Origin of the sequence: Paenibacillus nuruki (assembly GCF_963311185.1) — a bacterium.
Lineage (GTDB): Bacteria > Bacillota > Bacilli > Paenibacillales > Paenibacillaceae > Saccharibacillus > Saccharibacillus nuruki.
In genome coordinates, this window is record NZ_OY725677.1 from 2,415,981 (window position 1) to 2,442,331 (window position 26,351).

The 26,351-nt window shown below is 38.8% G+C and carries 19 protein-coding genes; 8 read left to right on the plus strand and 11 right to left on the minus strand.

Annotated elements, in window-relative coordinates; all coding sequences use genetic code 11:
- Positions 1-8: 8 nt before the first annotated feature.
- Complete coding sequence (gene rpiA / locus RCP16_RS10535) at positions 9-695, minus strand: ribose-5-phosphate isomerase RpiA (RefSeq protein WP_308642360.1); 687 nt, start codon at positions 693-695, stop codon at positions 9-11.
- Between the two features lie 176 nt (positions 696-871).
- Between rpiA and RCP16_RS10540 the strand changes: the two genes are divergently transcribed.
- The 4 genes from RCP16_RS10540 (at position 872) to RCP16_RS10555 (ending at position 8,694) form a co-directional block, all read left to right on the plus strand.
- Positions 872-1,069 carry a hypothetical protein gene (locus tag RCP16_RS10540; protein ID WP_069326338.1) on the plus strand — a complete coding sequence of 66 codons (198 nt, stop codon included), beginning with the start codon at positions 872-874 and terminating at the stop codon, positions 1,067-1,069.
- A gap of 489 nt (positions 1,070-1,558) precedes the next feature.
- Positions 1,559-3,316 carry a methyl-accepting chemotaxis protein gene (locus RCP16_RS10545; RefSeq protein ID WP_069326337.1) on the plus strand — a complete coding sequence of 586 codons (1,758 nt, stop codon included), beginning with the start codon at positions 1,559-1,561 and terminating at the stop codon, positions 3,314-3,316.
- A 174-nt stretch (positions 3,317-3,490) separates the two neighbouring features.
- A complete protein-coding gene (locus RCP16_RS10550) occupies positions 3,491-7,213 on the plus strand; it encodes a non-ribosomal peptide synthetase family protein (protein WP_308642361.1) in 3,723 nt (1,240 codons plus the stop codon).
- A 269-nt stretch (positions 7,214-7,482) separates the two neighbouring features.
- A complete protein-coding gene (locus RCP16_RS10555) occupies positions 7,483-8,694 on the plus strand; it encodes a S8 family peptidase (protein WP_308642362.1) in 1,212 nt (403 codons plus the stop codon).
- Positions 8,695-8,957: 263 nt separating this feature from the next.
- Here the strand turns inward: RCP16_RS10555 and RCP16_RS10560 are convergent, their stop codons facing one another.
- The 4 genes from RCP16_RS10560 to RCP16_RS10575 all read right to left on the minus strand — a co-directional run bounded on the left by RCP16_RS10560 (position 8,958) and on the right by RCP16_RS10575 (position 13,183).
- Positions 8,958-9,743, minus strand: coding sequence for a hypothetical protein (locus RCP16_RS10560; RefSeq protein WP_069326334.1), 786 nt, complete (start codon positions 9,741-9,743; stop codon positions 8,958-8,960).
- 342 nt (positions 9,744-10,085) lie between these two features.
- On the minus strand, positions 10,086-11,474 hold the full coding sequence (gene fumC / locus RCP16_RS10565; RefSeq protein WP_069326333.1) for a class II fumarate hydratase: 1,389 nt from the start codon (positions 11,472-11,474) through the stop codon (positions 10,086-10,088).
- Positions 11,475-11,583: 109 nt separating this feature from the next.
- On the minus strand, positions 11,584-12,258 hold the full coding sequence (locus RCP16_RS10570) for a uracil-DNA glycosylase (protein WP_308642363.1): 675 nt from the start codon (positions 12,256-12,258) through the stop codon (positions 11,584-11,586).
- Positions 12,259-12,379: 121 nt separating this feature from the next.
- A complete protein-coding gene (locus RCP16_RS10575) occupies positions 12,380-13,183 on the minus strand; it encodes a methyl-accepting chemotaxis protein (protein WP_308642364.1) in 804 nt (267 codons plus the stop codon).
- Positions 13,184-13,769: 586 nt separating this feature from the next.
- Here RCP16_RS10575 and fsa point away from each other — a divergent pair.
- The 3 genes from fsa (at position 13,770) to RCP16_RS10590 (ending at position 16,541) form a co-directional block, all read left to right on the plus strand.
- The gene (fsa, locus tag RCP16_RS10580) at positions 13,770-14,450 is read left to right on the plus strand and encodes a fructose-6-phosphate aldolase (RefSeq protein ID WP_069326331.1); all 681 of its coding nucleotides are present in this window, start codon (positions 13,770-13,772) and stop codon (positions 14,448-14,450) included.
- Between the two features lie 222 nt (positions 14,451-14,672).
- On the plus strand, positions 14,673-15,134 hold the full coding sequence (locus RCP16_RS10585; RefSeq protein WP_083243340.1) for a MarR family winged helix-turn-helix transcriptional regulator: 462 nt from the start codon (positions 14,673-14,675) through the stop codon (positions 15,132-15,134).
- Positions 15,135-15,167: 33 nt separating this feature from the next.
- Positions 15,168-16,541, plus strand: coding sequence for an MFS transporter (locus RCP16_RS10590; RefSeq protein WP_308642365.1), 1,374 nt, complete (start codon positions 15,168-15,170; stop codon positions 16,539-16,541).
- Between the two features lie 211 nt (positions 16,542-16,752).
- Here the strand turns inward: RCP16_RS10590 and yicI are convergent, their stop codons facing one another.
- Positions 16,753-19,065, minus strand: a complete 2,313-nt coding sequence (gene yicI / locus RCP16_RS10595) for an alpha-xylosidase (protein WP_308642366.1) — start codon at positions 19,063-19,065, stop codon at positions 16,753-16,755.
- Between the two features lie 587 nt (positions 19,066-19,652).
- Between yicI and RCP16_RS10600 the strand changes: the two genes are divergently transcribed.
- Positions 19,653-20,585, plus strand: a complete 933-nt coding sequence (locus tag RCP16_RS10600; protein ID WP_308642367.1) for a helix-turn-helix transcriptional regulator — start codon at positions 19,653-19,655, stop codon at positions 20,583-20,585.
- Between the two features lie 148 nt (positions 20,586-20,733).
- Here RCP16_RS10600 and helD read toward each other — a convergent pair whose 3' ends face one another.
- From helD to RCP16_RS10625, 5 genes are all read right to left on the minus strand, one after another.
- Positions 20,734-23,091, minus strand: a complete 2,358-nt coding sequence (helD, locus tag RCP16_RS10605) for an RNA polymerase recycling motor HelD (protein ID WP_308642368.1) — start codon at positions 23,089-23,091, stop codon at positions 20,734-20,736.
- 234 nt (positions 23,092-23,325) lie between these two features.
- Positions 23,326-24,069, minus strand: a complete 744-nt coding sequence (map, locus tag RCP16_RS10610; protein ID WP_069326327.1) for a type I methionyl aminopeptidase — start codon at positions 24,067-24,069, stop codon at positions 23,326-23,328.
- A 285-nt stretch (positions 24,070-24,354) separates the two neighbouring features.
- Positions 24,355-24,687, minus strand: a complete 333-nt coding sequence (locus RCP16_RS10615; protein WP_308642369.1) for a four-helix bundle copper-binding protein — start codon at positions 24,685-24,687, stop codon at positions 24,355-24,357.
- A gap of 80 nt (positions 24,688-24,767) precedes the next feature.
- Positions 24,768-25,208, minus strand: a complete 441-nt coding sequence (locus RCP16_RS10620; RefSeq protein ID WP_069326325.1) for a MarR family winged helix-turn-helix transcriptional regulator — start codon at positions 25,206-25,208, stop codon at positions 24,768-24,770.
- A gap of 50 nt (positions 25,209-25,258) precedes the next feature.
- Positions 25,259-26,344, minus strand: coding sequence for an FUSC family protein (locus RCP16_RS10625; protein ID WP_069326324.1), 1,086 nt, complete (start codon positions 26,342-26,344; stop codon positions 25,259-25,261).
- Positions 26,345-26,351 lie beyond the last annotated feature (7 nt).

Below are 26,351 nucleotides of genomic sequence, written 5' to 3' on the forward strand. Positions count from 1 at the left end.
TATTATATTTATGAACGACGAACAGGTGCACGTAATACTTCGATAACGCCACTTTCATAAGCAACAACAACTGCACTAGCCATATTGATAAATAATCCATTATCTACAACACCTGGAATATTATTCAACTGATGATGTAATCGTGCTGCATCCTCAATCACATTGAAATGACAATCTACTGTATAGTTGCCATTGTCTGTTTTGAACACATCGCCATCTTTCGTTTGACGCAATACAGGTTTGCATCCAAAGCTAGCTAATTTCTCAATCGTCCACTCATGAGCAAAAGTAACCACTTCTACAGGCAAAGGAAAAGCGCCCAGTTTCTGTACTACTTTATTTTCACCTGTAATGATCATCACTTGACGACTTCGAGCGGCTACGATTTTTTCACGTAGCAATGCGCCTCCGCCCCCTTTAATGAGGTTAAGATTAGGATCGACTTCATCTGCCCCATCAATTGTAAGATCAATTTCTCCTACTTCAGCAAAAGGAATGATGGGTATAGACCACTCCCGTGCTAGATTTTCTGATTGAACAGAGGTTGCTACTGCACGTATATGTAGTCCTTGCTTCACACGTTCACCAATTTTTTCAATAGCATAAGCCGCTGTAGAACCTGTGCCTAGACCAACCATCATCCCTTCTTCTACCCAGTCCACTGCTTTCTCCGCCGCTAACTTTTTGATATTCATGACCTGTTCACTCCATTATTTAGTCTAATAATTTATTGGATACGATGTTATGGATATGAAATAACAGAATGAGTCTCATCCATAGATTTCATGTAACATTTGCACTATACTGAATACGGGTGAATATTCTCAGCATCATACTATACACATTCACAAATTAAAAGGAGCTTACTATTATGCGAACCGAAAATCAGATCAAATCCAAACTCAACGAATTGACATTGCAGAAAAGAAATATCCAGACACGCCTTGAGGGTCTAACGCCTGAAACTGCTTCTTATACCTCGCTCAATGAACAACTTGCTCGTATTGAAGATATGTCCAATATGCTTGAATGGGTACTTAATGAACCGCTAGGAAAATATCATGCGTAATCATCTTATATCCTATTTTATCTGAATGTATTCAGAATTACAAAAGCAATTCCTCTCTAATTTCTATCCTTCTTATTGCAAAAAATGACAAAAACTATACAATTCTAAATATTTTTTAGGTCTTTTGATTCAATTCTATAGAACTATGTTTATAAAGTTAAAGAAAATTACTAACTACTATAAATTATTGGAATACAAATTCCGACATATAGAAATGAGTGTTACTGTGCCATTTTTTACAGCTTTATGGAAATAAAGCGACAAATTATTCGAAACAAGCCGATTTATGGGTCATACTAAATACCTAATTCGCTTAGTTCTCTATTAGTTGATTTGTTATTTTATTTCTTATTGATTGTTGTCAACAAACAGGCTCACAACAATCCTTATCCATCTACAAAATCTTAGATTGTTGACTACGTTGACCGATAAGCTTTATAGGGAGTCACGCAACCTTAGATTCACCAACCAAAAATAGGAGTGAGAGCATTGAAGAAAATCAGTAGACTATCTTTTTTCGCTAAAAATTTATTAATCTCAGCAGCTAGTATCATACTTATCGGAGTCATCTTGTTGGTAAGCAGTTATTTTACCCAGAAAACGATCTTAATCAATCAACTTCATGGTCAAGTTCAAGCGGTAACCGACACTTTTGCACAAGGTATTACTCTTGCTGATGTTGAAAAACTTGTGGCTGAAAAAAGTTATGAGGGTGCTAAACAAACAGAAATCCGTAGCTACTTAGATAATATCAACAAATATAATCCTAACATTTCTCAAGCTTACATTTTCGGGACGGAATTGGCAGACGGTAATAAAACATCATTGATCGCTGTGCCAACTAAAGTTATGGAAGCTTTAAAACAGGGAAATATCGATATCGGATATTTGTACGAACAACCTACTGAAATCGTAAACGGAATTCAAGAAATGCTCAAAACGAAACAACCTACATTTACAAGTTTCTACACCGATGATCTTGGACTATGGACGACTATTTTGTATCCTATTCAAAATGGTGACGGTAAAGTTGTTGCTTACTTTGGAGTAGATGCAGATGCAAGTGCTGTACCAGAAGGTCTGAATCAATTGTTAGTACGTGGTATTACGATCATGGTACTCTTCCTTATCGTTATCTTCTTACTTCAATTCTTTGTAGTTCGTAGAACACTAGCTCCTCTTCGCGAATTGATTCGTGGAATTGAAGATGTAAGTAAAGGTAATCTAGATATTCATATCAAAACAGGTAAAGATGATCTAGGGATTATCAATCACAAATTTAACCAAATGGTTGAAAAAATGAATAGTGTTATCGTGAATGTACAATCTGCTTCTCAACAAGTTACTGAATCTGCCAAAATGCTAATGGATACTTCATCTGACAATAGTGAGCGTTCATTAACATTGATTAGCAATATTCAAGACATCGCTAATGGTATGAAATATCAAGAAGAAGCTACAGAAGATACAGCTAAAGCAATGGGAGAAATTTCAACCGTTATTCATACGATTGCTAACAACTCTTCGAACGTAGCAGACCAAGCGTATTCAATGGAGCAAAAATCAGTAGAAGGTAATAAAGTCGTTAACCAAGTAACAGAACAAATGACATTGATCTCTCGTTCTGTACATGATACTTCCAAAGCAGTTGAATTGCTTGAAAGTCGTTCACAAGAAATCGGTAATATTCTAGGTATTATTACAGGAATCTCCGGTCAGACTAACTTGCTTGCTTTGAATGCATCGATTGAAGCAGCACGTGTAGGTGAACATGGACGTGGATTTGCAGTGGTTGCTGGAGAAGTTCGTAACCTTGCAGAACAGTCTGCTCAATCTGCGAACCAGATCAGTACTTTAATCACTGAGATTCAAACAGAGATCCAAAATGCAGTAACTGCAATGAAAAAAGGAACAGAAGAAGTGGAATATGGTCTATCTATTGCTGACCAAACTGGCAAACTGTTTGCCGAAATTCAATCTGTAACTAAACAAGTAACCGAGCAAATTCAAGATATTTCTAGTGCTACTCAAGAAATCTCAGCAGGTACAGAAGAAATGACAGCAACTACAGAGAACCTTAAAACAACAGCAAGTGTTGCAGCAGAAAATAGCGCTAAAGTATCTCAGCACGTTGAAGGTCAAAAATCTTCGATTATCTCGACAACAGATGCAGCTAACCAACTTTCAACAATGGCTGAGCAACTTCAAGAATTGATCTCTCATTTCCATGTACGCAAAATAGATTAATCTGATTTAGGGAAGAATGCCTTCCACAGAACTTGTGGACGGCATTCACTTTCTATCCTAATATCTTTATTTTAAGAAAATTATATATTTTATTTCATCATTAGATCACATATATCGCTTACTCTTTTCTCATATCTACCATTACAGCGATCAACTTCAAAGGAGAGATGTTCTATGTCACTGTCGGAAAATGCCTTTACACCTAACGAATATATTCAATTACCTGCTTTGCAAATTCCACTAGATCAAGCAAGACAACAACAGAAAGATACGTTTGCTGTTTATCGTTTTGACCTAGGTGCCAAAATTGCTTTATACATCGGGACATTAGTCAATCCTATTGAGCGTCAAGCTGTTCTGTTTTCTGCTTACCTTGGATGGCTTTATCGAATCTCGGGGGAACACGAGATTCATGCAGTATCTGGATCAACAACTGGACTTTTCCCTTTTTCTCTTTCTATCGAAGATTATCCTTATTTTCAGTCTTTAGTCGACTATGTTGCTTCACAACTCGATGCAAGCCCAGCTACATCTCCTGTAAAAAGCGAAACGGTTTTTCATTTTGGACAGCAGATTCCTGCACAACCTGGACAAGTCATGAACTGGACATTAGAAGCTCATGCCACCTCACTCTCTATTGCGATTGAATATAACGATTCTTTACTAACAGCATCAACGATTGAACGCTTTGCGGATTATTATATCCGTTTGTTAGAAGGATTATTAGATAATACAGCACTTGCTATTGGTTCTATTGATATATTAAATGCTCAAGACCACGCGATCTATCAAGAAATGAATAACACTGCTTTCCCTTATCAAGATCAACAAACGTATCATGGCGCTTTTGAAGCTGCTGTAAATAAATATCCTCAACATACTGCTATTTCTTTTCAAGGGACAGAATATACGTATGAAGAGTTGAATCAGCGTGCTAACCAAGTTGCACATTTGTTGTTAAGACAAGGATTGCAACAGGGTGAATTTGTAACGATGTATATTGATCGCAGTCTGGACAGTGTGATCAGCTTATTAGGTATTATGAAAGCTGGCGGTGTCTATGTACCTGTAGATCCTTCCCATCCTGATGAACGCAATCACTATATTGTACAAGATACCCAATCTGCTTTTGTATTGATTCAGCACAAATACAATAATAAAGTTCTTCAACTGACTGAAGGTATTACCACATTACGAGGCATCCTTGATATTGAATATCTGAACTTAACATCTGATCCAGCATTTTTGGTCAATCCGAATATTACTGTATTACCTGATGATCTAGCTTATGTTATTTATACGTCTGGTTCTACAGGTAAGCCTAAAGGTACATTGGTTGCTCATCGTGGCGTAGTCAACTTAGGCGAAATTTTGCAAAGAGAATTTAATGTAACTTCTCAAGATGTGATGACTCAGTTTGCTACTTATAGCTTTGACGGCTCTGTCTGGGAAACAATTGCTGCCCTTTTCCATGGTGCACATTTATTCTTATTAGATGCTGAAGAAAGAGTGTCTATCGAAGAATTTGCAATTGCCATTGAGCGTACACAAACAACAATTGTAACAGCTTTACCTACTGTATTCTTTAATCAATTATCTGCTTATTTGTCTGACGAAGGTTATGCCAGATTAGCCAGTCTCAAATTGATTGCTGCTGCTGGAGAAGCATTGTATGGCAAACGTGTACGGACATTCCAACAGAAAATAGGCAAACCAATTGAAGTGGTCAATGCCTATGGCCCTACTGAATGTACGGTTTGTGCAACTATGCATAAAGTAGATACTACACTTAGTGAAGATGTTGTAAATGTTCCTATTGGACGCCCTATTGATAACTATAAAGTCTATATCATGAACGAATTTCAAATGCTCTCTCCTGTAGGCGTTCCTGGAGAAATTTATATTTCAACTGTAGGTATTGCTCACGGTTATCTGGATCAACCTGAAAAAACAGCCGCAGCCTTTATGCCAGATCCATCTGGTAATGGTGAAAAAATCTATCGTTCGGGTGACTTAGCTAAATTGTTGGCAGATGGTACGATTGAATATGTAGGTAGACGCGATTCTCAGATTAAAATTCGAGGTCATCGTATCGAAATCGGTGAAATTGAAGATAGCCTGAACAAATATCCGAATATGCAAGATGCTGTTGTGGTTCCTAAAGTAGATGAAACCGGTCAAAATATGCTAGTCGCTTACTTTACAACGATTGATGGTACAGCATTATCTCCAGCTGCGATTAAGCAATTTTTGTCTGATCGACTGCCTTCTTATTTTGTGCCTAGATTTGTATGTCAGTTAGACGAGATTCCTATCTCTCCAACAGGCAAAGCAGAACGCAAAAAATTGATCGCTTATGATCATATCGAAATGCAAGAAACAGCTACCGATTATGTCGCTCCACAAAACGAAACACAACAATGGATAGCAGATGCATGGTCAGGCGTTTTAAATAAGCAACAAATAGGTATTCACGATGACTTTTTTGAAATTGGCGGAGATTCTCTGAAAGTACTCCATGTTCTTACATTGTTAAAACCACAATTTCCTAATCTCAAAATAGCAGATCTGTTCGCTTACAAAACGATTATCCAGTTAGCCGAATATGCTCTTCAGTTAGACGATAAAATGAATATTGAAGCAACAAGCCCAACGATTGAACACACTATTGATCTGGTGGAGTTCCCTGCTCGTATTCAAACCAGTTATTCAGGATTGCTGAACACCACTCATGTTTTATTAACAGGCGCTACAGGATATCTAGGATCACACTTGCTGTATGAGCTTTTGCAACAAAGTAATGCTCACATCTATGCCCTTGTACGTAAAACAGGTAGTGCAGCTAGTATAGAACGTCTCAAAGGCACAATGGAACTGTATTTCGGACAAGAAGTATTACGTGACTTTGAAAAACGTGTAACTGCTGTAGAAGGCGATCTAGAAAGTAAGCATCTAGGTCTTAGCGATAGCGATTATGAAATGATTACAGAGCATATTGATGCGATTATCCATAGTGCAGCAGATGTTCGACATTTCGGGGATACAGAACAATTTGCCAAATCTAATATTTATTCAACAGCAGAATTACTAGCGATCGCTAGTACACGTCAAGGCATTCGCTTCCATCATATTTCTACGATGGGCATTCCTGAAGATTTATCATTAGAAGGCAAATGGGATCAAGTAAAACAAACCGGCATCCTTGCTGACGATCTTCAAACTGAAAATATGTACACTAACAGCAAGCTAGAAGCAGAAAAATTAATATTTGCAGCTGGAGAACGTGGTATCCCTGTCAATATCTATCGCGCAGGTAACTTATCTAGCCAATCGGTAACTGGTCGCTTCCAACGTAATATAGACAGTAATGCAATGTATCGTATGATCAAAGCGATGCTGTTATTAGGTAAAGCCCCTGCTGCAAATCAATGGATGGACTTTACACCGATAGATTATGCAGGTCGTTCAATTATTCATCTGGCGCTTCAACCGGATACAGCAGGTCAAATGTTCCATATCTGTAACCCACAACAAGTTCACTACGATGACTTGATTGCAATGATCCAAACGTTTGGATATTCGATTGATGTTTTACCTGCTAAAGAATATGCTGAATGGCTGTTAGATTCTTCTATCGAGAAGCAAGCAGATGCTCTTTTGTTAGCAATGGGTCAATTAGATGGTGATGGCGCTAAAGATTCTCCTTACCGACTCGCTAATCCTGAGACTGCCAAGTTGTTAGAACAACAAGAAGTATTCTGCCCCAAACCTGATTATGAATTTATATCAGCTATGTTGAGTTATGCATCAAGTATCGGTTACTTCCCTACTGCACCTGTACGTGATGTAGCTGATGTCACTGTCGATGAAATGATTTCTAGTGATATGAATAGATAAAATGATAAAATAAGCGTCTAAATAATTAGGTAAGAGACCCGGTTTATTGACCGGGTCTTTTATTTTTTTGAAATATTTTGCACAACTTAATTGAAAACTATAAACTTTCTCAAAATCGTACCGATATAAATAATACATAATACGACATATTAAGACAAAATAAAACAAAATTTCTTTTGTCGATTATTGTAATAATATGTTTCACAGTGTATAATATGGTTAAATATATAATACTTAATACCTATAATAAGCAGGGAGACCTAAGACTAATGAACTTTAAAAACTCCAAACTAAAATTAACGGCACTTATTGCCACTATCGCTATTCCACTTACGTTGTCACTATATGTACCAACTATGAATACTACAGATACAACTACTCAACGTTATATCGTTTCTTATTCTAACGATCAAGGTAAAGAACAGATTGCACAAGTAGCTGATCAATCTACTAATGATCTTCACGCATTTAACCATCTAAACATGGTTGCTGTCAATCTTACAAATGATCAAAAGAATGATCTTGCTACACAATCAGGCATTACAAGTATCGAACAAAATACAACCTATACTTCGGCTGCTCAAGCTTTTGGCGGAAATATCAAAACGGTAAATGTAAAAGGAAATGAACAAGCTTCATGGGGATACGGTACTATTGATGCTCAAATGGCTTCTGATAGTGGTTACACAGGTAAAGGTGTAAAAATCGCTATTTTAGATACAGGAATTTCTGCTCACTCTGAATTGAATATCGCTGGTGGTGTATCCGAAGTGGGCTACACTCAATCTTATGCAGATGATAATGGACACGGAACATTTGTAGCAGGCGTGATTGGCGCTCAATCGAATGGTAAAGGTCTTGTAGGTGAAGCACCAGACGCTCAAATCTACGCAGTCAAAATTTTGGATAGCAAAGGTAATGGTTCAACAGAAGATTTAGCTAAAGGTGTAGACTGGGCTATTCAGAACCATATGGACATTGTTAACATGTCGATCGCTTTTCCAGAAGATTCTCCAGCGGTTGAACAAGTACTTGCTTCTGCTGATCAAAATGGCATCTTGCTTATCGCAGCTGCTGGTAATAAAGGTACAGCTAGTGCAGCAACAGATACGGTTCAATATCCAGCTAAATCTAGCCATGTGATCGCTGTAGCTGCTATAGACGACAATCTACAACGTGCTGATTTCTCTTCTAGCGGTTCTGATATCGAACTTACAGCACCAGGTGTAGATATTGTGAGTACATCTAGTAACGGTAAATATGAGCTTCGTAGTGGTACATCGGTTGCTGCTCCATTTGTAACAGGTATGGCTGCTATTCTCAAACAAGCTTATCCAGGTAGCACTAATGCACAGATTCGTCAGGCTCTAAACCAAGGCAGTATTGATTTGGGAGCAGCAGGTCAAGACAATCTGTATGGTAACGGTATGATCAGCTTCCAGCATTTATTAGGTAAAACTTCTATTCTTGCTTCTAAGTAATGATCCCATGTCCGCTTTCCCTTGAAAAGCTGGCATGTTCATATAGAGAATACTTTGTCCCTGTTTTGCACTAGATGACGCAGCTTATATCTACTACAACCTACACTATTCATATAGTATTGTGATGATCCACATCAGATAATAATATGCATCCAAATAGCCACGGTTTTATACCTGTGCTCATCCAAAAATAAAAGCGCCGTTCTCAGCCAGAGACACGACGCTTTTATTTTGTTCTTTTATTGTTTCAGTGGAAAAAACTTCTAAAGTTCAGCGACAGGCAAGCTACCTTGCATCCAATGAAGCTCACTATCTCGAATGACATAGTCTGCCCATTTCATCTCACCAATTCCCCAATTACGAAACTCGGTAATATGACGGTAAAATTGCTCAATCACAGCTTCTTTCGGTTCAGACATCAACGATTGAATCTGTTCACGTAACCGCTCAGGCTTCTCTCTCACACTGTCTAGTACACGCATCATCCACTTATGTCCGGGATACAACATTTCATTATGTGCAAGCACCATACGGCCACCGAATAGCGCCATATTCATCACTGCTTGATGTAGCAAATACGTATCATCACGCTTCAACGCTTGTTTGCATTCTCCATACCATGCTTCAAATTGAGCATAAAACCGATGGATATTATTTTGCTTCAGAGACATAGGATATTCTGTGATCGTGTTTAATACATCCCGCAGTTCTGGAATATCTGAGAATACGACAATAGCACCTAGAAAAGCAAACCGTGCAGGTTCACTACCACAGCGAGCTACTTTCTCCAAATACGCCATACTAATGTATTTGCCATCTATATTTTGCAAAGAACGTCCTACCTTACATTCGGCTCCATCATAATGCAATGAACCGGATTGGAAACGGTCTTCAAATTCTTGATCTGAAACAATAATCATAATATTCATATCTGAATGAGGTGAAGAATATCCATAAGCGACCGAACCAGTAATCAATAGCCCTTTCACTGATGAATCACCACGAAGATGTTCTGTCAGTTGTGAGAGGCAATCCGATAATATATTCACACGGGCCCTCCTTAATCTCAATTTTTAGTGTTCGATTGATAATGATAATTATTATCAATTAACTTTGTAACGATATTGTAGCTTATTCAATTTCACTTGGCAAGTATTTATGGCGAATCTGTGTCTATAAAATTCAAACGGTATCGAATGTATTCACAATTACGCTGATAATTGGGATACGAACTAAAGCTTACGCATCTATTGCACTCTATCGCTCAACAGAAAAAAGCCTTTTTCTTGTAACCCTGAAGATGAATTCAGAAATCACTTGAAAAAGGCTTCGTCGAATCATTTTATTATACAATGCTGTAGTTCACGATCTGCTTTCGCTCACTCTAGCAATTACGCTTTGGGATGAATCATTTGAGAAGGATCAACGTATTTGTCGAATTCTTCTTCCGTCAACAATCCACTTTGTAATACAGCTTCTTTCAAAGACAGCCCTTCTTGATGTGCATGCTTGGCAATTTTCGCTGCATTTTCATAACCAATGTGCGGGTTAAGTGCAGTTACAAGCATTAATGAATTGTCCAAGTTATGTTTAATCTGATCGACATTCGCTTCGATGCCTACAGCACAATGATCATTGAATGAGATCAATGCATCACCAAGTAATTGAACCGATTGGAGGAAATTATAAATAATTACCGGCTTAAATACATTCAATTCAAAGTTACCTTGACTTGCCGCAAAACCGATCGCTGCATCATTCCCCATCACCTGCGTAACGACCATCGTCATCGCCTCGGATTGAGTAGGATTGACTTTACCCGGCATAATCGAGCTACCCGGTTCATTAGCAGGGATTGTAAGCTCGCCTAGACCGCTACGAGGTCCACTTGCTAACCAGCGCACATCATTAGCAATCTTCATCAGATCAGCCGCTAGTGCTTTGACAGCGCCGTGTACATAGACCACTTCATCATGGCTTGTTAACGCATGGAATTTATTTGGAGCCGTCACAAATGATTTGCCTGTTAATTCTGAAATTTTCTCAGAAGTTAGTCGTCCAAAATCAGGATGTGCATTAATTCCTGTTCCGACCGCTGTGCCTCCGATAGCAAGTTCTTTCATTTCTTCTACACTATGTGTAATCATGCGTGTACTTTTCGCCAACATCGCTTCCCATCCACTGATCTCTTGTCCCAGTGTAAGTGGCGTTGCATCTTGCAAATGAGTACGTCCAATTTTGATCAAATCTTTGAACTCTTCTGATTTCTGTGTAAACGTCTGTTGAAGCTTAGCAATCGCAGGGATCAAATGATCTTCTACAGCCAATACACCAGCTACATGTAATGCCGTTGGAAAAGTATCATTCGAACTTTGCGACATATTCACATCATCATTCGGATGTAGACGATCTGTTTTGCCTTGTTCTTCAAGCCACTGATTACCACGATGTGCAATCACTTCATTGACGTTCATATTGGACTGTGTACCGCTTCCTGTCTGCCAGACAACTAATGGGAAGTGTTCATCCCATTGACCTGTTAGAATCTCATCTGCGGCTTGAGCGATCGCTTGTGCTTTATCAGCGGATAATTTACCTAATTGTTGATTGACCAGTGCTGCGCTTTTTTTGAGCAAAGCAAATGCATAGACCACTTGCTTCGGCATTTTTTCTTGACCAATTTTGAAGTTTTCTTTACTACGCTGTGTTTGTGCACCCCATAATTTATCAGCAGGTACATTAATTTCGCCTATTGTATCTTTCTCTACACGGTATTCCACTCGACAAAATCCTCCTTTGGATCAAATCATCTGTAAAATAGTAGGACAGATTAGCATCATTCTGCTAAAGATCAACCTCTATGATTGTAACGCTTACATGCTCTGCAAATCAATCCTTTATACACCAATCGATCGGTTCCATCCCTTGTGATTCCAAAAATTGATTCGTATGGCTAAATGGCTTACTGCCCATAAATCCTTTGTGCGCTGAAAAAGGACTGGGATGCGTAGAGGTAATCACATGGTGCTTACTACGGTCGATGGCTGCTCCTTTACGCTGTGCATGGCTTCCCCACAGAATAAATACAGCAGGTGTCTCACGTTCATTTACAGCTTCTATCACACGATCTGTAAATGTCTCCCATCCTTGATTCTGATGCGAAGCCGCTTGTCCACGTCTGACTGTCAGTACAGCATTCAACAATAAAACTCCTTGTTCTGCCCAATGGATCAATGAACCATGCTTAGGAATCGTACATCCTAGATCATCATGTAACTCTTGATAAATATTATGTAACGAAGGTGGAATCGACACGCCTGGCTTGACTGAAAAGCTTAACCCGTGCGCTTGTCCTGGACCATGATAAGGATCTTGACCCAAAATAACGACCCGAGTTGATTCTAATGAAGTGTAATGCAGTGCGTTAAAAATATCATACATATCTGGATAGATCGTTGCTGTCCGATATTCTTGCGCTAGAAATTGACGAAGTTCCAAATAATAAGGCTTTTGCAGTTCATCTTCTAGTACATCTGCCCAATCGTTGCGAAATATAGCACTCATAAATTAGCTTCTTCCTTTCATTGACTAGATTCTTTTATCATTACCCATATTTAAGAATAACCAAAAAAATAGCAGTCTCTTGATGATACTCAAGAAACTGCTATGTGAACATATCTATATTTTACAGACGGGATTGCAAAAATTCATCAGTAAACTTTTTAAATTTATGACTCATTTGAGTTAAACTATCTACCACTTCACTAAATTCATTCACTAAGTGTGCTTGTTCATGAGAAGACGTAGCAATTGCTGAAATTTCTTGTTCCATATATTGAATCGATTGTTGCACACTGGATAATGATTTCTCGATATTTTGTGTCGCTTGCTTCGTATCAACAGACAATTTACGAACTTCAGACGCCACGACACCAAACCCTGCTCCTGCTTCTCCTACACGAGCTGCTTCAATCGCTGCATTCAGACCTAACAAGTTGGTCTGCTCTGAAATTTCACGGATAAAACCAGCGACTTTATTCACATCTTTAGAATTTTCAACTGCTTGACGGGTGTTGGACTGAATATCTGTTGTGGTTGCCGATAATTGCTGTGATTGAGCAGCGATCGTCTGAACCATATCACTTAACTGTGCACTGATCGTTTCCAAATCAACTGTGAAATTGCCTAACAGCTCATTGTGCTGCAATGTATACGCTGTTGCCAAAGCACCGATCACTTTACCATTTGCATCTTTAATTGGAACCGAAGCGGCATCCAATTCAAATCCATACGCAGAAGAAGGTACACGACTCACAGAAGCTATTCCATCTACCAATGCTGCACGCAAGTTATTATCGTCTGGAGAAATAGGTGTACCTGGACGCAAGCCAAGATCCAATTCTTTAGCAGGACGATAGTATTTGAATTCTTTTAAATCACATACGCCTAACATAATATCGTTACCTACGATTTTTTCGAAATATTGCATACAGATAACCATCATATCTACAATGCTGATGGATCCATGACCTGAAATTTCATAATTGCCATTATTATTTATTTGATTTGAAGACTCATTAGACAAGTGATTCACTCCTCATACTACAAATTGTTCATAATTTAATTTCGTCATTTTGAAGTTGTTTGTGAATAGCATTATTGATAATCATTGTATATTTAAGAATGAATCTATCATTTCAAAAAATATTTTTTATTCTTTTGAAAGTCTCATTTTGACAATAATAAGGTCATTTTTATACTATATATGGTCTATTCATATTTTTTAAATCAACATATCGATTTGGGTTTGTCTTTGGTTCACCTCTAATTCCCTCCAAAACCAAAACGTAGAGTTGTGTGAATCCTTTAAATATGGTAAAAATGATACATAGACATTGTTTTTCAGCAATTTGTCTTGGATAATAAACAATCGCTTAAAAGTGTACATATCGATCATTTTGGTTAATAGAATGATAGGTGTTTATTTCTAGGCGTGTTGTAGATACATGTTACAAATTGCAGCTGGATGCCTAACGTTTTACAAATTATAGAATTTTACGAGGAGGAAAAGAGAAATGAAATTTTTCTTAGACACAGGTAACCTTGAAGAAATCAAACGTATTTCACGTTTGGGAATCGTAGATGGTGTAACAACTAACCCTTCATTGATCGCTAAAGAAGGTCGTGTATTTAAAGATGTAATCGACGAAATTTGTGCGATTATCGACGGACCAGTAAGCGCAGAGGTTGTAAGCCTTGATGCTGAAGGTATGTTGAAAGAAGCTCACGAAATCGCAAAATGGGCACCAAACGTTGTTATCAAATTGCCTATGACTGAAGAAGGATTGTACGCTTGTAACCAACTTTCTAAAGAAGGTATCAAAACAAACGTAACTTTGATCTTCTCCGCAGCACAAGGTTTGATGGCAGCTAAAGCTGGCGCTACATTCATCAGCCCATTCGTAGGTCGTCTAGATGATATCGCTGTTGATGGTATGAAATTGATTCGCGATCTTCGTTCAATCTTAGACACTTATGGTTTGAAATCAGAAATTATCGCTGCAAGTATCCGTAATGTAGGTCATGTAGAAGCAGCTGCTCTTGCTGGTGCTCACATCGCTACTATTCCAGGTACTTTGGTTCCAGTTCTATGGAAACACCCATTGACTGACAGTGGTATCGAACGTTTCTTGAAAGACTGGGAATCTGTTCCTCAAGCTAAAGAAGAAGTTAAAGAAGAAGCTGGAACTAAATAAGTCATCCAAGTATAAGTGATTATACTTTATAAGCAGGGATCTTCGGATTCCTGCTTTTTTATTGCAAATTTTAATTGTCTTAGATATAATTGTTATAACATCTATATTGAATGATGCCTTTACCCAATGAAAAGTAAGATATTTAACTTCGTACAAATCACTTTCTTATTCAATCACAAAAAGTCGCGCTTTTAGTTGCAGGCGCTAAGGAGTGGGTATATCGTGCAAGAATTAGAATCGATCGGGTTTGTGTTAGGAACCACTTATCGTAAAGTCAGTCAGTCTTTGGCTTATCATTTAAAAGAACATGATATTACACCTGAACAATGGAGTGTATTGTATTATGTCTGTGCACAAGAAGGTATGAATCAGAAAGAACTAGCTTCGCATGTGTTCAAAGATCAACCGACTACGGCTCGTATATTGGATGTATTGCACCGCAAAAATCTAATTCGTAAAGAAATGGACCCTCAAGATCGTAGAGCTTTTCTTGTCTATCCTCTGCCTGCCGGGCGCGAATTAATGGAAAAAATCTATGCGATTGAACAAAAACATAATCAAGACTTAACAAATCTACTTACACCTGAGCAATTCAAAGAACTTCATCATTTACTGCATTTATTACGCAATAAGTTAGAACCTCATGCCGAAGATACACCTGAAGTACCGCGTCACAAGAATTAGGATTGGCAAAAGAAATGGAGAGAAATATAGACTATGGAGCATACTAACAAAGAGAACCTTTTATCAAAAGACAGCCTTCCATCCCAACAGGATCAACCGTTAACAGAGATAGCAAATATAGATGCAGATGCCCCTTCTCGTCTTTGGACGAAAGAATTTTTAATTTTAACTGCATGTAACTTACTTGTTTTTCTTAATCTGCATATGATCTTATCTTCTTTACCTTTATACATGCGTGAACATTATAATGCAGGCGACTTCTATGTCAGTCTATGTACAAGTCTGATGGCATTAGCAGCGATCGTTTCCCGTTTATTTTCAGCGAGAGCCTTAGAACTGGGTAAACGGAATGTGATTTTGTTTGGTGGATTGTTGATCGCACTGCTAGGTACGATTGGATACTATTTTAGTGCTACTATTATTTTATTATTGGTGATGCGTGTTATTTTTGGATTTGGATTTGGGATGTACAGTACTACTTTTCCAACGATGGTATCCGATATTATCCCACGCAAGCGCATGGGTGAAGGTATGGGATACTTTGGTCTGTCGACTACAATCTCCATGTCGATGGGTCCACTGATCGGGATGAGTATTGAAAAGCAATATGGATTTACACCGTTGATTATTATTGGTTCGATATTTATTCTTATTTTGTTCCCGCTTGCTTATAGCCTTGTTAAAGGGCAAGATAAAAAGATTGCTGAGCAAAAAATCATAGCAGATCAGCGCAAATTAGCTGCCCAAGCCAAAGCAGCTTCAGAAGGAATAGTTGTTGAAACAATCGATACTCCATCGCTTCCTGCTAAAGCTTCTAAATTCGAGAAAAAATTATTATTACCCAGTCTTTTGAATTTCTTAATGTCATTAACATATGGTGGATTGGTAAGCTTTATCGCTTTATTCGGTAAAGAAGCTCATCTTGCTAATCCAGGTTACTTTTTCTTATTTAATGCTTTGGCTGTGATTGCAGTTCGTCCGTTTTCAGGCAAAATCTATGACAGCAAAGGCCCTAAAGCGCTGATCATACCCGGTGCTGTCTTATTAATCGCCGGTTTATTATTGTTATCTTTTGCACACTCTACGCTTGGCTTATTCGGTTCAGCGATATGTTATGGACTAGGATGGGGAGCATTACAACCAACCATGCAGACATGGATGATTCAAGTGGTCAATCCACATCAACGTGGCATGGCGAACGGGATGTTCCTCAACTCACTGGATATGGGCGTAGCGCTCGGTGCGATGATCTTAGGAGCTATTGCAGGGATTACCAGTTATACTTCTATGTATCGCTTCTCCGCTCTATTTATCGTGTTATATATCCTTGTAGGTATTGTCTATATGATCAAAGCCAAAGGAACACCTGCTCAGACGCAGCATAGTATTCATATCAAAATTAAATAATATCGATTTTAGATTCAAATGAAATATTTCCCTTTGCACATATTAAAAAGACTGCCTCTACGTCGTGTAGAAGCAGTCTTTTTTGATTATTTTCACAAGCCTCATATGATATCCACGTATTCATTGAATTCATTGAATGATCTCAAATGTACAAGCTTGTTTGCGGATACTGAAACAGACTCTATGAAGAGTACTATTTATTGTTTATAGCTTACAGCGTTACCGTTACTTTCTGGTCTTGTGCTTGTAATCGGATACCGTGTTCAACAGTAGATTGCTCTGCACCTACGATTCCGCCAACACTTGTAATACCACGTAATACAACAGACCACGATTTGAGCGTACCTTCTGTAGCGATATCAATCGTATTATTTTGACGAGAAGCTGTTACGATCGCTTCTTGTGCACCTTGCATATTCACTAAACGGATTGAAGTAGATTGACCTTCTTCCAGTTCGAAAATATGAAGTTCTACACCATCCGTATAATCATAATCTGGTTTGTTTTCTTCTGCACCTAGAGCAATAATGCTATTTGGCTTAACCAGTAAAGGCAAGTTCATAAAGTCGAATGTCTCGTTATACCAACGTCCACCTTGTACAGAAGCACCTGTTAAGAAGTTCGTCCATTTGCCTTCAGGTACATAGTAAGTCGCTAATCCTTCGGTATTAAAGATCGGAGCTACCAATAGAGAATCACCGAACATGTACTGACGATCTAATGTATGAGTCGTTGGATCTTCATGGAAATCGAGTACCATTGGACGCATCATCGGTACACCCTGCTCAGACGCGTTTACAGCCGCATCGAATAGGTAAGGCATCAGGCGACATTTGAGCTTCGTAAATGCACGTAACACATCGACAGACTCTTCATCGAACAACCAAGGGACACGATACGATTCGTTACCATGTAGACGACTATGCGAAGACAACATACCGAATTGAACCCAGCGTTTGTAGACCTCTGGTGCAGCTGTCATTTCAAAGCCTGAAATATCATGACTCCAGAATCCAAAACCAGATACTCCTAGAGATAATCCGCCACGTAGCGATTCCGCCATCGATTCGAATGTAGAAGAACAATCGCCGCCCCAGTGTACAGGGAATTGTTGTCCACCAACTGTAGCCGAACGTGCGAACAATGCTGCTTCATTTTTGCCTAAGCTTTCTTCCAATAATTCAAATACCACTTTGTTATATAAGAAAGTGTAATAGTTGTGCATTTTCACAGGATCAGAACCATCGTAATAAACGACATCAGTTGGAATACGCTCACCAAAGTCTGTTTTGAACGAGTCTACGCCTTGGTCAATTAGCACTTTCAACTTGCTCTTATACCATTTCACTGCATCTGGATTGGTAAAGTCGACCAGACCCATCCCTGCTTGCCATAGATCCCATTGCCATACACTACCATCTGCACGTTTAACAAGATAACCATGCTCCATACCTTCATCAAATAAATATGATTTCTCAGCGATGTACGGATTGATCCATGCACAGATTTTGAGACCTTTTTCTTTCAAACGTGTCAGCATCGCTTCCGGTTCAGGGAACATGCGCTCATCCCAGACAAAATCACACCATTGGTATTCACGCATCCAGAAACAGTCAAAATGGAACACAGATAATGGAAGATCACGTTCTTTCATACCATCGACAAAATGATTTACTGTTGCTTCATCATAATCAGTTGTAAATGAAGTCGTTAACCATAGTCCAAATGTCCAGGCCGGTGGCAATGCAGGCTTGCCTGTTAATGTTGTGTAATTATCTAGCACTTCTTTTGGATTACGACCACCGATGATGTAATATTCTAAGCTTTCGCCTTCAACACTGAATTGTACTTTAGATACATTTTCAGAAGCCACTTCATACGATACTTTCTCTGGATGGTTAACGAATACGCCATATCCTTTGCTTGAAAGGTAAAATGGAATATTTTTGTATGCTTGCTCACTGCTTGTACCGCCATCTTCATTCCAGATATCGACAACCTGTCCGTTTTTGACAAATGGTGTAAAGCGCTCGCCTAAGCCATAAATATATTCGCCAATTCCTAATTCCAATTGCTCACGGAAAAAGACCGTATCTTCAGGACCGTTAATATAACCTGGACCCCGGTGTACACTACCTGTTAAATGGCGACCTGCAAAATCAAAGCTGATTCCCCAATTGCTATTTTTACGAATGGTTGCTGTCAGATCTCCTGTTTGAAATACAGTACGATCGTCATCTTCGACGATTTGAATATCGGTCTCCAATTGAGCCAATTCAAATTCAGGTCCTTTTTTTAATCCACCTTTGTGATGGTTAAATTGCACTTTGATCACGTTCGGGATAGGAGAACTCAAAGATGCTTTGAGCAATGTCCCATTTAACGTATCGCCTTTATGTACAATTTTCTTAGTTGCTGCATATAACGTTAATTCATCATTTTTGGTTACGATATCGCGAATATCCACTGGATGTTGCATACTGTACCCTTTGCGTGTCATCCAATAGCCATCTGTAAATTTCATGTCATTTCCCCCAATAATATTGATTTGGTTATAAAAATGTATTTGTGCAAATCGTTTTGCTATAGTTATAATAATATTGATAAAGAAAGCGCTTTTCTTCTTTTATTTTGATCATATGTGTAAGGATATTGATATTGGGCTGATTTGATGAGGGTGGGGGATCTTTGATGGGAGTGCTGCGTGAAGGAGGTGGTGCTTGTCGTCGCTGGTGAAGAAAAATGCTTTGAATGACTGCTAAAGCAGTTGCATTTTTCTTCAAAGGCGATCGCTTCGCTCTTTCAGCACCGCCTCCTTTCCTCCGCTCGTGGTAGGAGATCATCCACTCTCACAAGAATGCAGGAAATTTCAATAAGGTGGTGGGTAGTGGGAATGGATAAGAACCAAAAAGTGAAATCAGTAAAAGAGATGTTGACCTTTAGAGATATTCCTTTATCTGATTAACACTTTACACAGCAGAGCAAATGGAATTGTTCTGTGGGGTTAGCTGACAACAGTGATCGTAATAATAATCTATTTGTGGAGCGTCCAATACCTATATTGTGCAACCAAAATATCTGAAGTACTTTGAATTAAAGGCGGTGAAGTCAGTGATTCAGGAGCAATTGCGGGAAGAGTTAAAAGAAAATCGGATTCATGGGAGTCTGATGTATCCGGTGAGTGTGTATCCGATGGATGATATTGAGGAAGAGACTGTTTTGGAGTGTCACTGGCATGAAGAACCAGAGTTGATTTTGGTGACGAAAGGTCGTGCTTTGTTTCAAATTGGAACGATTCCTTATGAAGTACATGCGGGTGAAGCGGTGTTTGTGAATAGTGGTGAGATTCATACTGCATATCAGATGGAACATGAATCTTGTAGCTTTGTAGCGACTGTATTTAGTATGTCTTTGTTAAATAGTGCAGGCTATGACATGATACAAGCGCGATTTATAGATCCATTGTTACGTAAGCAAATGGTGTTGCCTGTTCATATTCGCGGACAAGAAGTCTGGGAACAGGAAGTGTTGACGTTGCTAAATCAGATTGTGGATATCAATAAACAGCAGACTGTAACATGCGAACTGACTACCAAAGCGTATCTTTATCTGATTTTCGCCCAAATGATTGAGCATATGGATACTCAAGTGGCTCTTATTCCTGCACCGAGCGATAAAGTACAACGACTCAAAACAGTACTCGGTCATATCCATGATAACTACCAGCAACCATTACGTTTACGTGAATTAGCAAAACAGATCAATATGAGCGAAGGACATTTTTGTCGCTTTTTCAAAAGTTTAACTCAAAAAAGCCCTATCGATTATATTAATCGCTATCGGACTCAGCAAGCTTGTCGACTGTTAGAAAGCAGTGATCGCAAAATCGTCGATATTTCGCTTGAAGTTGGATTTGATAGTTTGAGTTATTTTATCTCTGTCTTCAAGCAACATCGAGGATCGACTCCTTCACAATATCGCAAACAGACCAATGGTGTCTCCAATTCGTTCATTACTGAGTTGCAAAAGAATTCTATTGAGTGACAATGCTAATGAAATAAGCAGATGCAAAAAAGGAGAACCTCTGCGAAATGACACAAGAGTTCTCCTTTTTCACTTACTATCTATTACTCTTTCTATCCATTATTCTTTGTGGATGCTATTACTATTGAGCCACATGCATTGCTATCTATTAACCACGATGATCATTGAGCACATAGCGATCTGCATCCATACCGGTAATAAATGGAGTCACTTCATCAATCGCATATAAATGTAATACGTGCATCGCCCGTGTACAAGCCGTGTAAAATAATTTGCGTTCGGCTTCGCGATGATACTGTTGACTAGAAGCATCATATAATACGACTGCATCAAATTCTACACCTTTAGCTAGATAAGCAGGAATAATAACGGTTCCTTTTTCAAAAGCAGGTGTGTTTTTAGTAATCTTACGCAGTGTGATCTGTTCTTTAAGCATATGATAGGCTTCTTCGCATTCACTCTCCGTTTTGCAAATAATCGCTGTATACTGATAACCTTGCTGTTGTAACCCGTGAATATCTCGAATAATATCGGTATGCATTGATTCACGATCATCATAGAGAGATACTTGTGGCTTATCTCCACGACGATTAAATGGAATAATATGCTCTCCACCTTTAATCATGCCACGTGTAAAGTCTACAATTTCATACGTAGAACGATAACTACGGGTCAAACGAATAATCTCGCTATTTTCTTTACCATATAATTCTAACAAAGGATCTTCTTCATCAAAAACAGAATTATGGCTATAAATCGCTTGATTAAGATCGCCTAAAGCTGTCATGCGAGCACGTGGAAATAATCGCTTCATAAATTCCAACTGGAATGGTGAATAATCCTGTACTTCATCGACAATTACATGCTTAATCGCATGGTTAGAACGGAATCCTTGCAGTTGCTCTTTCAGATACAGATATGGTGTAGCATCTTCGTATCCCAATTCACCTTGATCCAGACGACTAACCGTTTGTTTGGCAAAATCTTCCCAACCTTCAGGCAATTGGCCATTATTGATTTTGGTAAATAACACTTCGTCTGTGAACATCTTACGATAGACTGCTTTGATATCTGCAAAGCGAAGCCTTTTCACCCATTTACGTAGTGGTTTGAGCCAATCATTAACGACCATTCGAGCAGCCAATTCGGCTTCTAATTGGAAATCATCAAAAGAAGGCATTTTCCCTTTTTGCTTCCGACGCATCATGGTATAGGCACGATGATAATCATCGGTACTCATCAATTGCACTTGTTCTTCTACCCAAGCTTCTTTACGTTCTTTGCGTCCAAATAAACTAACTTCTTTAAGTAGCCAATCCCGCATTAATTCGATACGATTACCTAATTTGACAGCGGAATCGAATCCATAAAACTTATCTAACATCTGTTCGCGGGTCACGATATCTTTACCTTGAAAACGAATTGGACGGAATGCCATCCCTTCGGTTAACAACAATTCTGTATATCGACGAATCGCTTTGAGATAAGTTGCTGATGATTTATAGCGAATTCCTTGTACACGTGCATCGTGTTCGAGATCATCTTTCCATGCTAAAAGATATTCCATTTGTGAAAAAACATCTTCCAGATCAAATTCTCTTCCGATCCGACGTTCTAGATACGCTTGAAACGTTGTCTGCAACATATTCTCTTCGCCAAGCTCAGGTAATACAGTAGATACATAACTGTTAAACATAGAGTTCGGGGAAAAGAGTACCATCTGATCCGCACGCAAGCTATCACGGTAACGATATAGCAGATACGCTACACGTTGTAACGCTGCTGATGTTTTACCACTGCCTGCGGCTCCTTGTACAACCAGTAAACGACTACGATCATTACGAATCACGCTATTTTGTTCTTTTTGAATGGTAGCTACAATATTTTTCATCTGATTATCTGCGGTATGACTAAGTACTTGCTGCAACAATTCATCACCGATCGTAACCCCTGTATCAAATAAAACATCAATCTTGGCATCACGAATAACAAATTGACGCTTTAATTCCATATTCCCTTCAATATTCCCTACAGGTGTACGGTATGAAGCTGGCCCGGGAGCACCATCATAATAAAGACTCGATACCGGAGCACGCCAGTCATAGATCAGAAACGTTTCTTCATCATCATCGAGAAAAGAACCAATACCTAGATAAATATGGTCGGTTGCAGGCTCACCCACTTCTTTGAAATCGATCCGTCCAAAATACGGTGATCCTGATAAACGACGTAATTTGTCTAAGGTTACACTGGAGCGCTTGTGAGCTAATTCAATCTCGGTTAATACCTGTGATTGCTGACGTAAACTGGTTGAAGTCTCACCTACATCATCCGGTTCACTAAAGTTAACAGTTACTTCATCCCAGAAGTCTTTACGCATACCGACAACATCGCCACGTGCTGCTCCTACTTCTTGTTCAAGCACTGCCATTTTGCGATTAATCTGACGGGTTACGTCATCTACCCGTGCTTGTTCGTCTTTCCAATCTTGATCATCTATCGCCATATTGGATCATCTCCTTTATCTATCTCTGAATGTTCTATGCAAATATACATTTGACAATATATATTAATTATGTTATGTTAATTCTATATTGATAATTTTGGTATATTTATGTTCTTTTGCAGACCAATTTTTATTGTACGCTCATCTATTACAAATTGCAAATACCAAAGCCGCATGTCTGGAGTTGTCCAGCAATGCGGCTTTTTTTGATGGTTCTATTTGATTTAAAATGATTTATTTGGTTAAGATAATAGGTTCGCCTTTAGTGATAATCATCGTGTGCTCATATTGAGCTACAAAGCTACCATCATCTGTTTTGAGTGTCCAACCATCGCTACCTTCTGCTACTTCTTCTGCTTTGGTCGATACGAATGGTTCGTAAGCAATCACAGAGCCTTCTTTCCATAGCCCATTATCTGTTGGATCATAATAACTCAAAATATATTCAGGATCATCATGTAACGATAGACCAATCCCGTGTCCCGTTAAGTTGGTAATAATTTTAAATCCTAATTTTTTGGCGGTATTATATGTTGCTTTACCTGCATTGCTTCGCTTAGAACCTGCACGAATTTTTTGAGCCCCTGCTTCAAATGCCAAAATCGAAGCTTCACACAATTGAGTCAGAAGCGGATCGCCTTTACCCACAACGAAAGATACGCCTGTATCAGCAAAATAACCATCTAATGAAGCAGACACATCGACATTCACCAGATCGCCTTCCTGAATCACACGATCCCCTGGGATACCGTGAGCCACTTCTTCATTGACACTAATACAAGTAAAGCCCGGGAAATCATATGTCACTTTAGGTCCAGATAGTGCGCCATGCTGTTCTAACAACTTAGCTGCATGCAAATCAAGGTCTATCGTACGCATTCCTGGTTTTGTCATGTCTTTCAGTTCATCGCGGATAATAGCGACCACTCGACCTATTTTTTTTAATCCTTCGATATCTTTTTCTGTTTTGGCAATCATATCTTTTTCTCCTTTGTCGTAAACGTCAGGAAACGCCGGCAAATAAGCAGGTGTGATTTAACCCGTTTTTTGCCGGCGACTTCGTGTCGCACTTCTGTATATTTCCTGATTCATCTTCTTGCTCATATTCTATATTGTATAATTAATCTTCACTCGTTACAAATAAATCTACTACTTTTCATCATTGATCTATTCATTCTTAAAATGATTACGAGTAAAAGAGCAACGCAAAAAGGAGAGAATCACTCTCTCCTTCTTGTAGATATTTAGTATGACAATCGTTTGTCATGCAGCCATACTCCGACAAGCTTCAGCGCAATGACGGCAGGCTTCTGCACAACGTTGACAATGGTCATGATCATGTTTTGCACACTCTTGAGCACAATCTTCACAGATTTGCGCGCATAATGCACAAATTTGTTGCATATATGGACTTTGAGAAGTCATAGCTTTGGCAGCATATTCACATATATCTGCACATTCACGATCCAGTCGTAAACAGCCTCTCATCATATCCAAATCTTTTTCTTCCAGACAAGCAACATAACATTGATTACAAGCTTCTATACATTCCAGACAAGCTTCTAGGCATTTTTGTCTTTCTGCTACAGATATCATTGTTAATTCCTCCTTGGTATTAAGTTTCGCTCTACTATTTATTTAACCTAAATAGAGAAAACTAATACAAAATAAAGGAATTAATCCAAATTATCGATAATACGGTCAAGCATTTTGATCGTGATATTACGTTCTTCGACTGTAAAACCATTAAATACATCTTCAATCGTCTGACTGGCTTTATCACCTAGATCGTCAACAATACTACGGCAGTAATCTGTCAAATAAATCAGATTGGTACGACGATCGTCAGGATGAGGTACACGTACCACCATCCCGCGTTTGATCATATTATCGATCAATCTCGATACGCTAGGCTGATCTTTACGAGATAGGCGTGCAAGGCGGTTCTGTGTCTGCCCGTCCCGTCTCCATAAAAATGAAATCAAAATCCATTGTTCATGTGTGACCGGATAGCCACCATCACGGAAATATTGATTTAAACGATTGTGTGCAAGACGTGTAGCAATAGAAAGTTTGTAACCGATTGAGTTCTCTAATGTGTAGGGGATATTCGTCATTCCCATAAGTCTCCTTTTAAACAGTCATCTTCGATGTATCGACTTGGTTATTATGATTTCCAAGGCCAAGTCGGGAAATTTCTGCGGTCCTGTTTCTCTTCATTTTCTTTTTCAATAGTATCATGCTTAGAACTGGTATGATCTACTAAGCGATTAAGGCGTTCTAATTGATAGCCATAATCATACATCACAGCTGCTACAATAGACAACCTTAACACGCCACTAAAGTTTTCTTGATAGCGATCAATCATGGTATCCAAAAATTGATCATTGGCTTGCTCAACTTCTTCAGCTTCATGTCCATCATTTTTAATCTTATTATCGAGCTTCAGCAAAATATGCTCATGGAACTTAATTAACTGTTCCAGATGATTGTCAAAGTAATCATCTAACTGTGGAGTTCGTTCTGCTTGAAAATAATGTTGCTCTATAGCAGTTAGTACATCTACCCCTTTCCTAAGCGCTGTTAGCATTTGTTTATTGACTACAATGTGTCGATGTCGACTGAAAGAAGCTCGTTTTAATTTCTTCAGTTCCTCTTCCATCAAATTGTACTTATCACTTAAAGACTGAATCGAATTTTCTAGCGCTTTTTTTTCTTCACGGAAAACAGACTCTTTAATTTCATCTGACACTGCTGTTCGTAACAACAAAGATAATTTAGCGAATGTATTCTCAATCTGCCCTTTAAACTGTTCTAATGGCTTCGGTGGTGCAACCAGTATATTAATCAAAAAGGCAGACACGATACCAATAATACTGAGTGAAAAGCGATTAAGTGCAAATTGCCATTGACCGGAAGCTTCCATTACTGAAATAACAGTCACTAATGTTAGGCCAATCGTATCTCCCATTTTGAGACGCAAACAAATCATAATCACCACAACACACATCAAGCCAATCGCAATTGGCTCATTGGAGAAAAACATTCCTCCAAGTAGTGCTAGTATGGCTCCTAATGTATTGGTCTGAATCTGATCCAGAAAATAACGGAAAGAGCGGTAAATAGATGGTTGCATTGCAAAAATAGCAGCAACCGCAGCAATCACCGGTGGCGTCAGATCAAGCCAGGAGCTAATGTACAAAGCAAGCGTAACCGCGATTCCGGTTTTGAGCATGCGGGCTCCAAAATTCACATGTGTT

Coding starts and splice junctions, on each gene's coding strand:
- helD (WP_308642368.1), bottom strand. CDS start 23,091: ATGGCGATAGATGATCAAGATTGGAAAGACGAACAAGCACGGGTAGAT.
- RCP16_RS10550 (WP_308642361.1), top strand. CDS start 3,491: ATGTCACTGTCGGAAAATGCCTTTACACCTAACGAATATATTCAATTA.
- map (WP_069326327.1), bottom strand. CDS start 24,069: ATGATTGCCAAAACAGAAAAAGATATCGAAGGATTAAAAAAAATAGGT.
- RCP16_RS10590 (WP_308642365.1), top strand. CDS start 15,168: ATGGAGCATACTAACAAAGAGAACCTTTTATCAAAAGACAGCCTTCCA.
- RCP16_RS10620 (WP_069326325.1), bottom strand. CDS start 25,208: ATGACGAATATCCCCTACACATTAGAGAACTCAATCGGTTACAAACTT.
- RCP16_RS10555 (WP_308642362.1), top strand. CDS start 7,483: ATGAACTTTAAAAACTCCAAACTAAAATTAACGGCACTTATTGCCACT.
- RCP16_RS10615 (WP_308642369.1), bottom strand. CDS start 24,687: ATGATATCTGTAGCAGAAAGACAAAAATGCCTAGAAGCTTGTCTGGAA.
- yicI (WP_308642366.1), bottom strand. CDS start 19,065: ATGAAATTTACAGATGGCTATTGGATGACACGCAAAGGGTACAGTATG.
- RCP16_RS10540 (WP_069326338.1), top strand. CDS start 872: ATGCGAACCGAAAATCAGATCAAATCCAAACTCAACGAATTGACATTG.
- fsa (WP_069326331.1), top strand. CDS start 13,770: ATGAAATTTTTCTTAGACACAGGTAACCTTGAAGAAATCAAACGTATT.
- RCP16_RS10575 (WP_308642364.1), bottom strand. CDS start 13,183: ATGCAATATTTCGAAAAAATCGTAGGTAACGATATTATGTTAGGCGTA.
- rpiA (WP_308642360.1), bottom strand. CDS start 695: ATGAATATCAAAAAGTTAGCGGCGGAGAAAGCAGTGGACTGGGTAGAA.
- RCP16_RS10570 (WP_308642363.1), bottom strand. CDS start 12,258: ATGAGTGCTATATTTCGCAACGATTGGGCAGATGTACTAGAAGATGAA.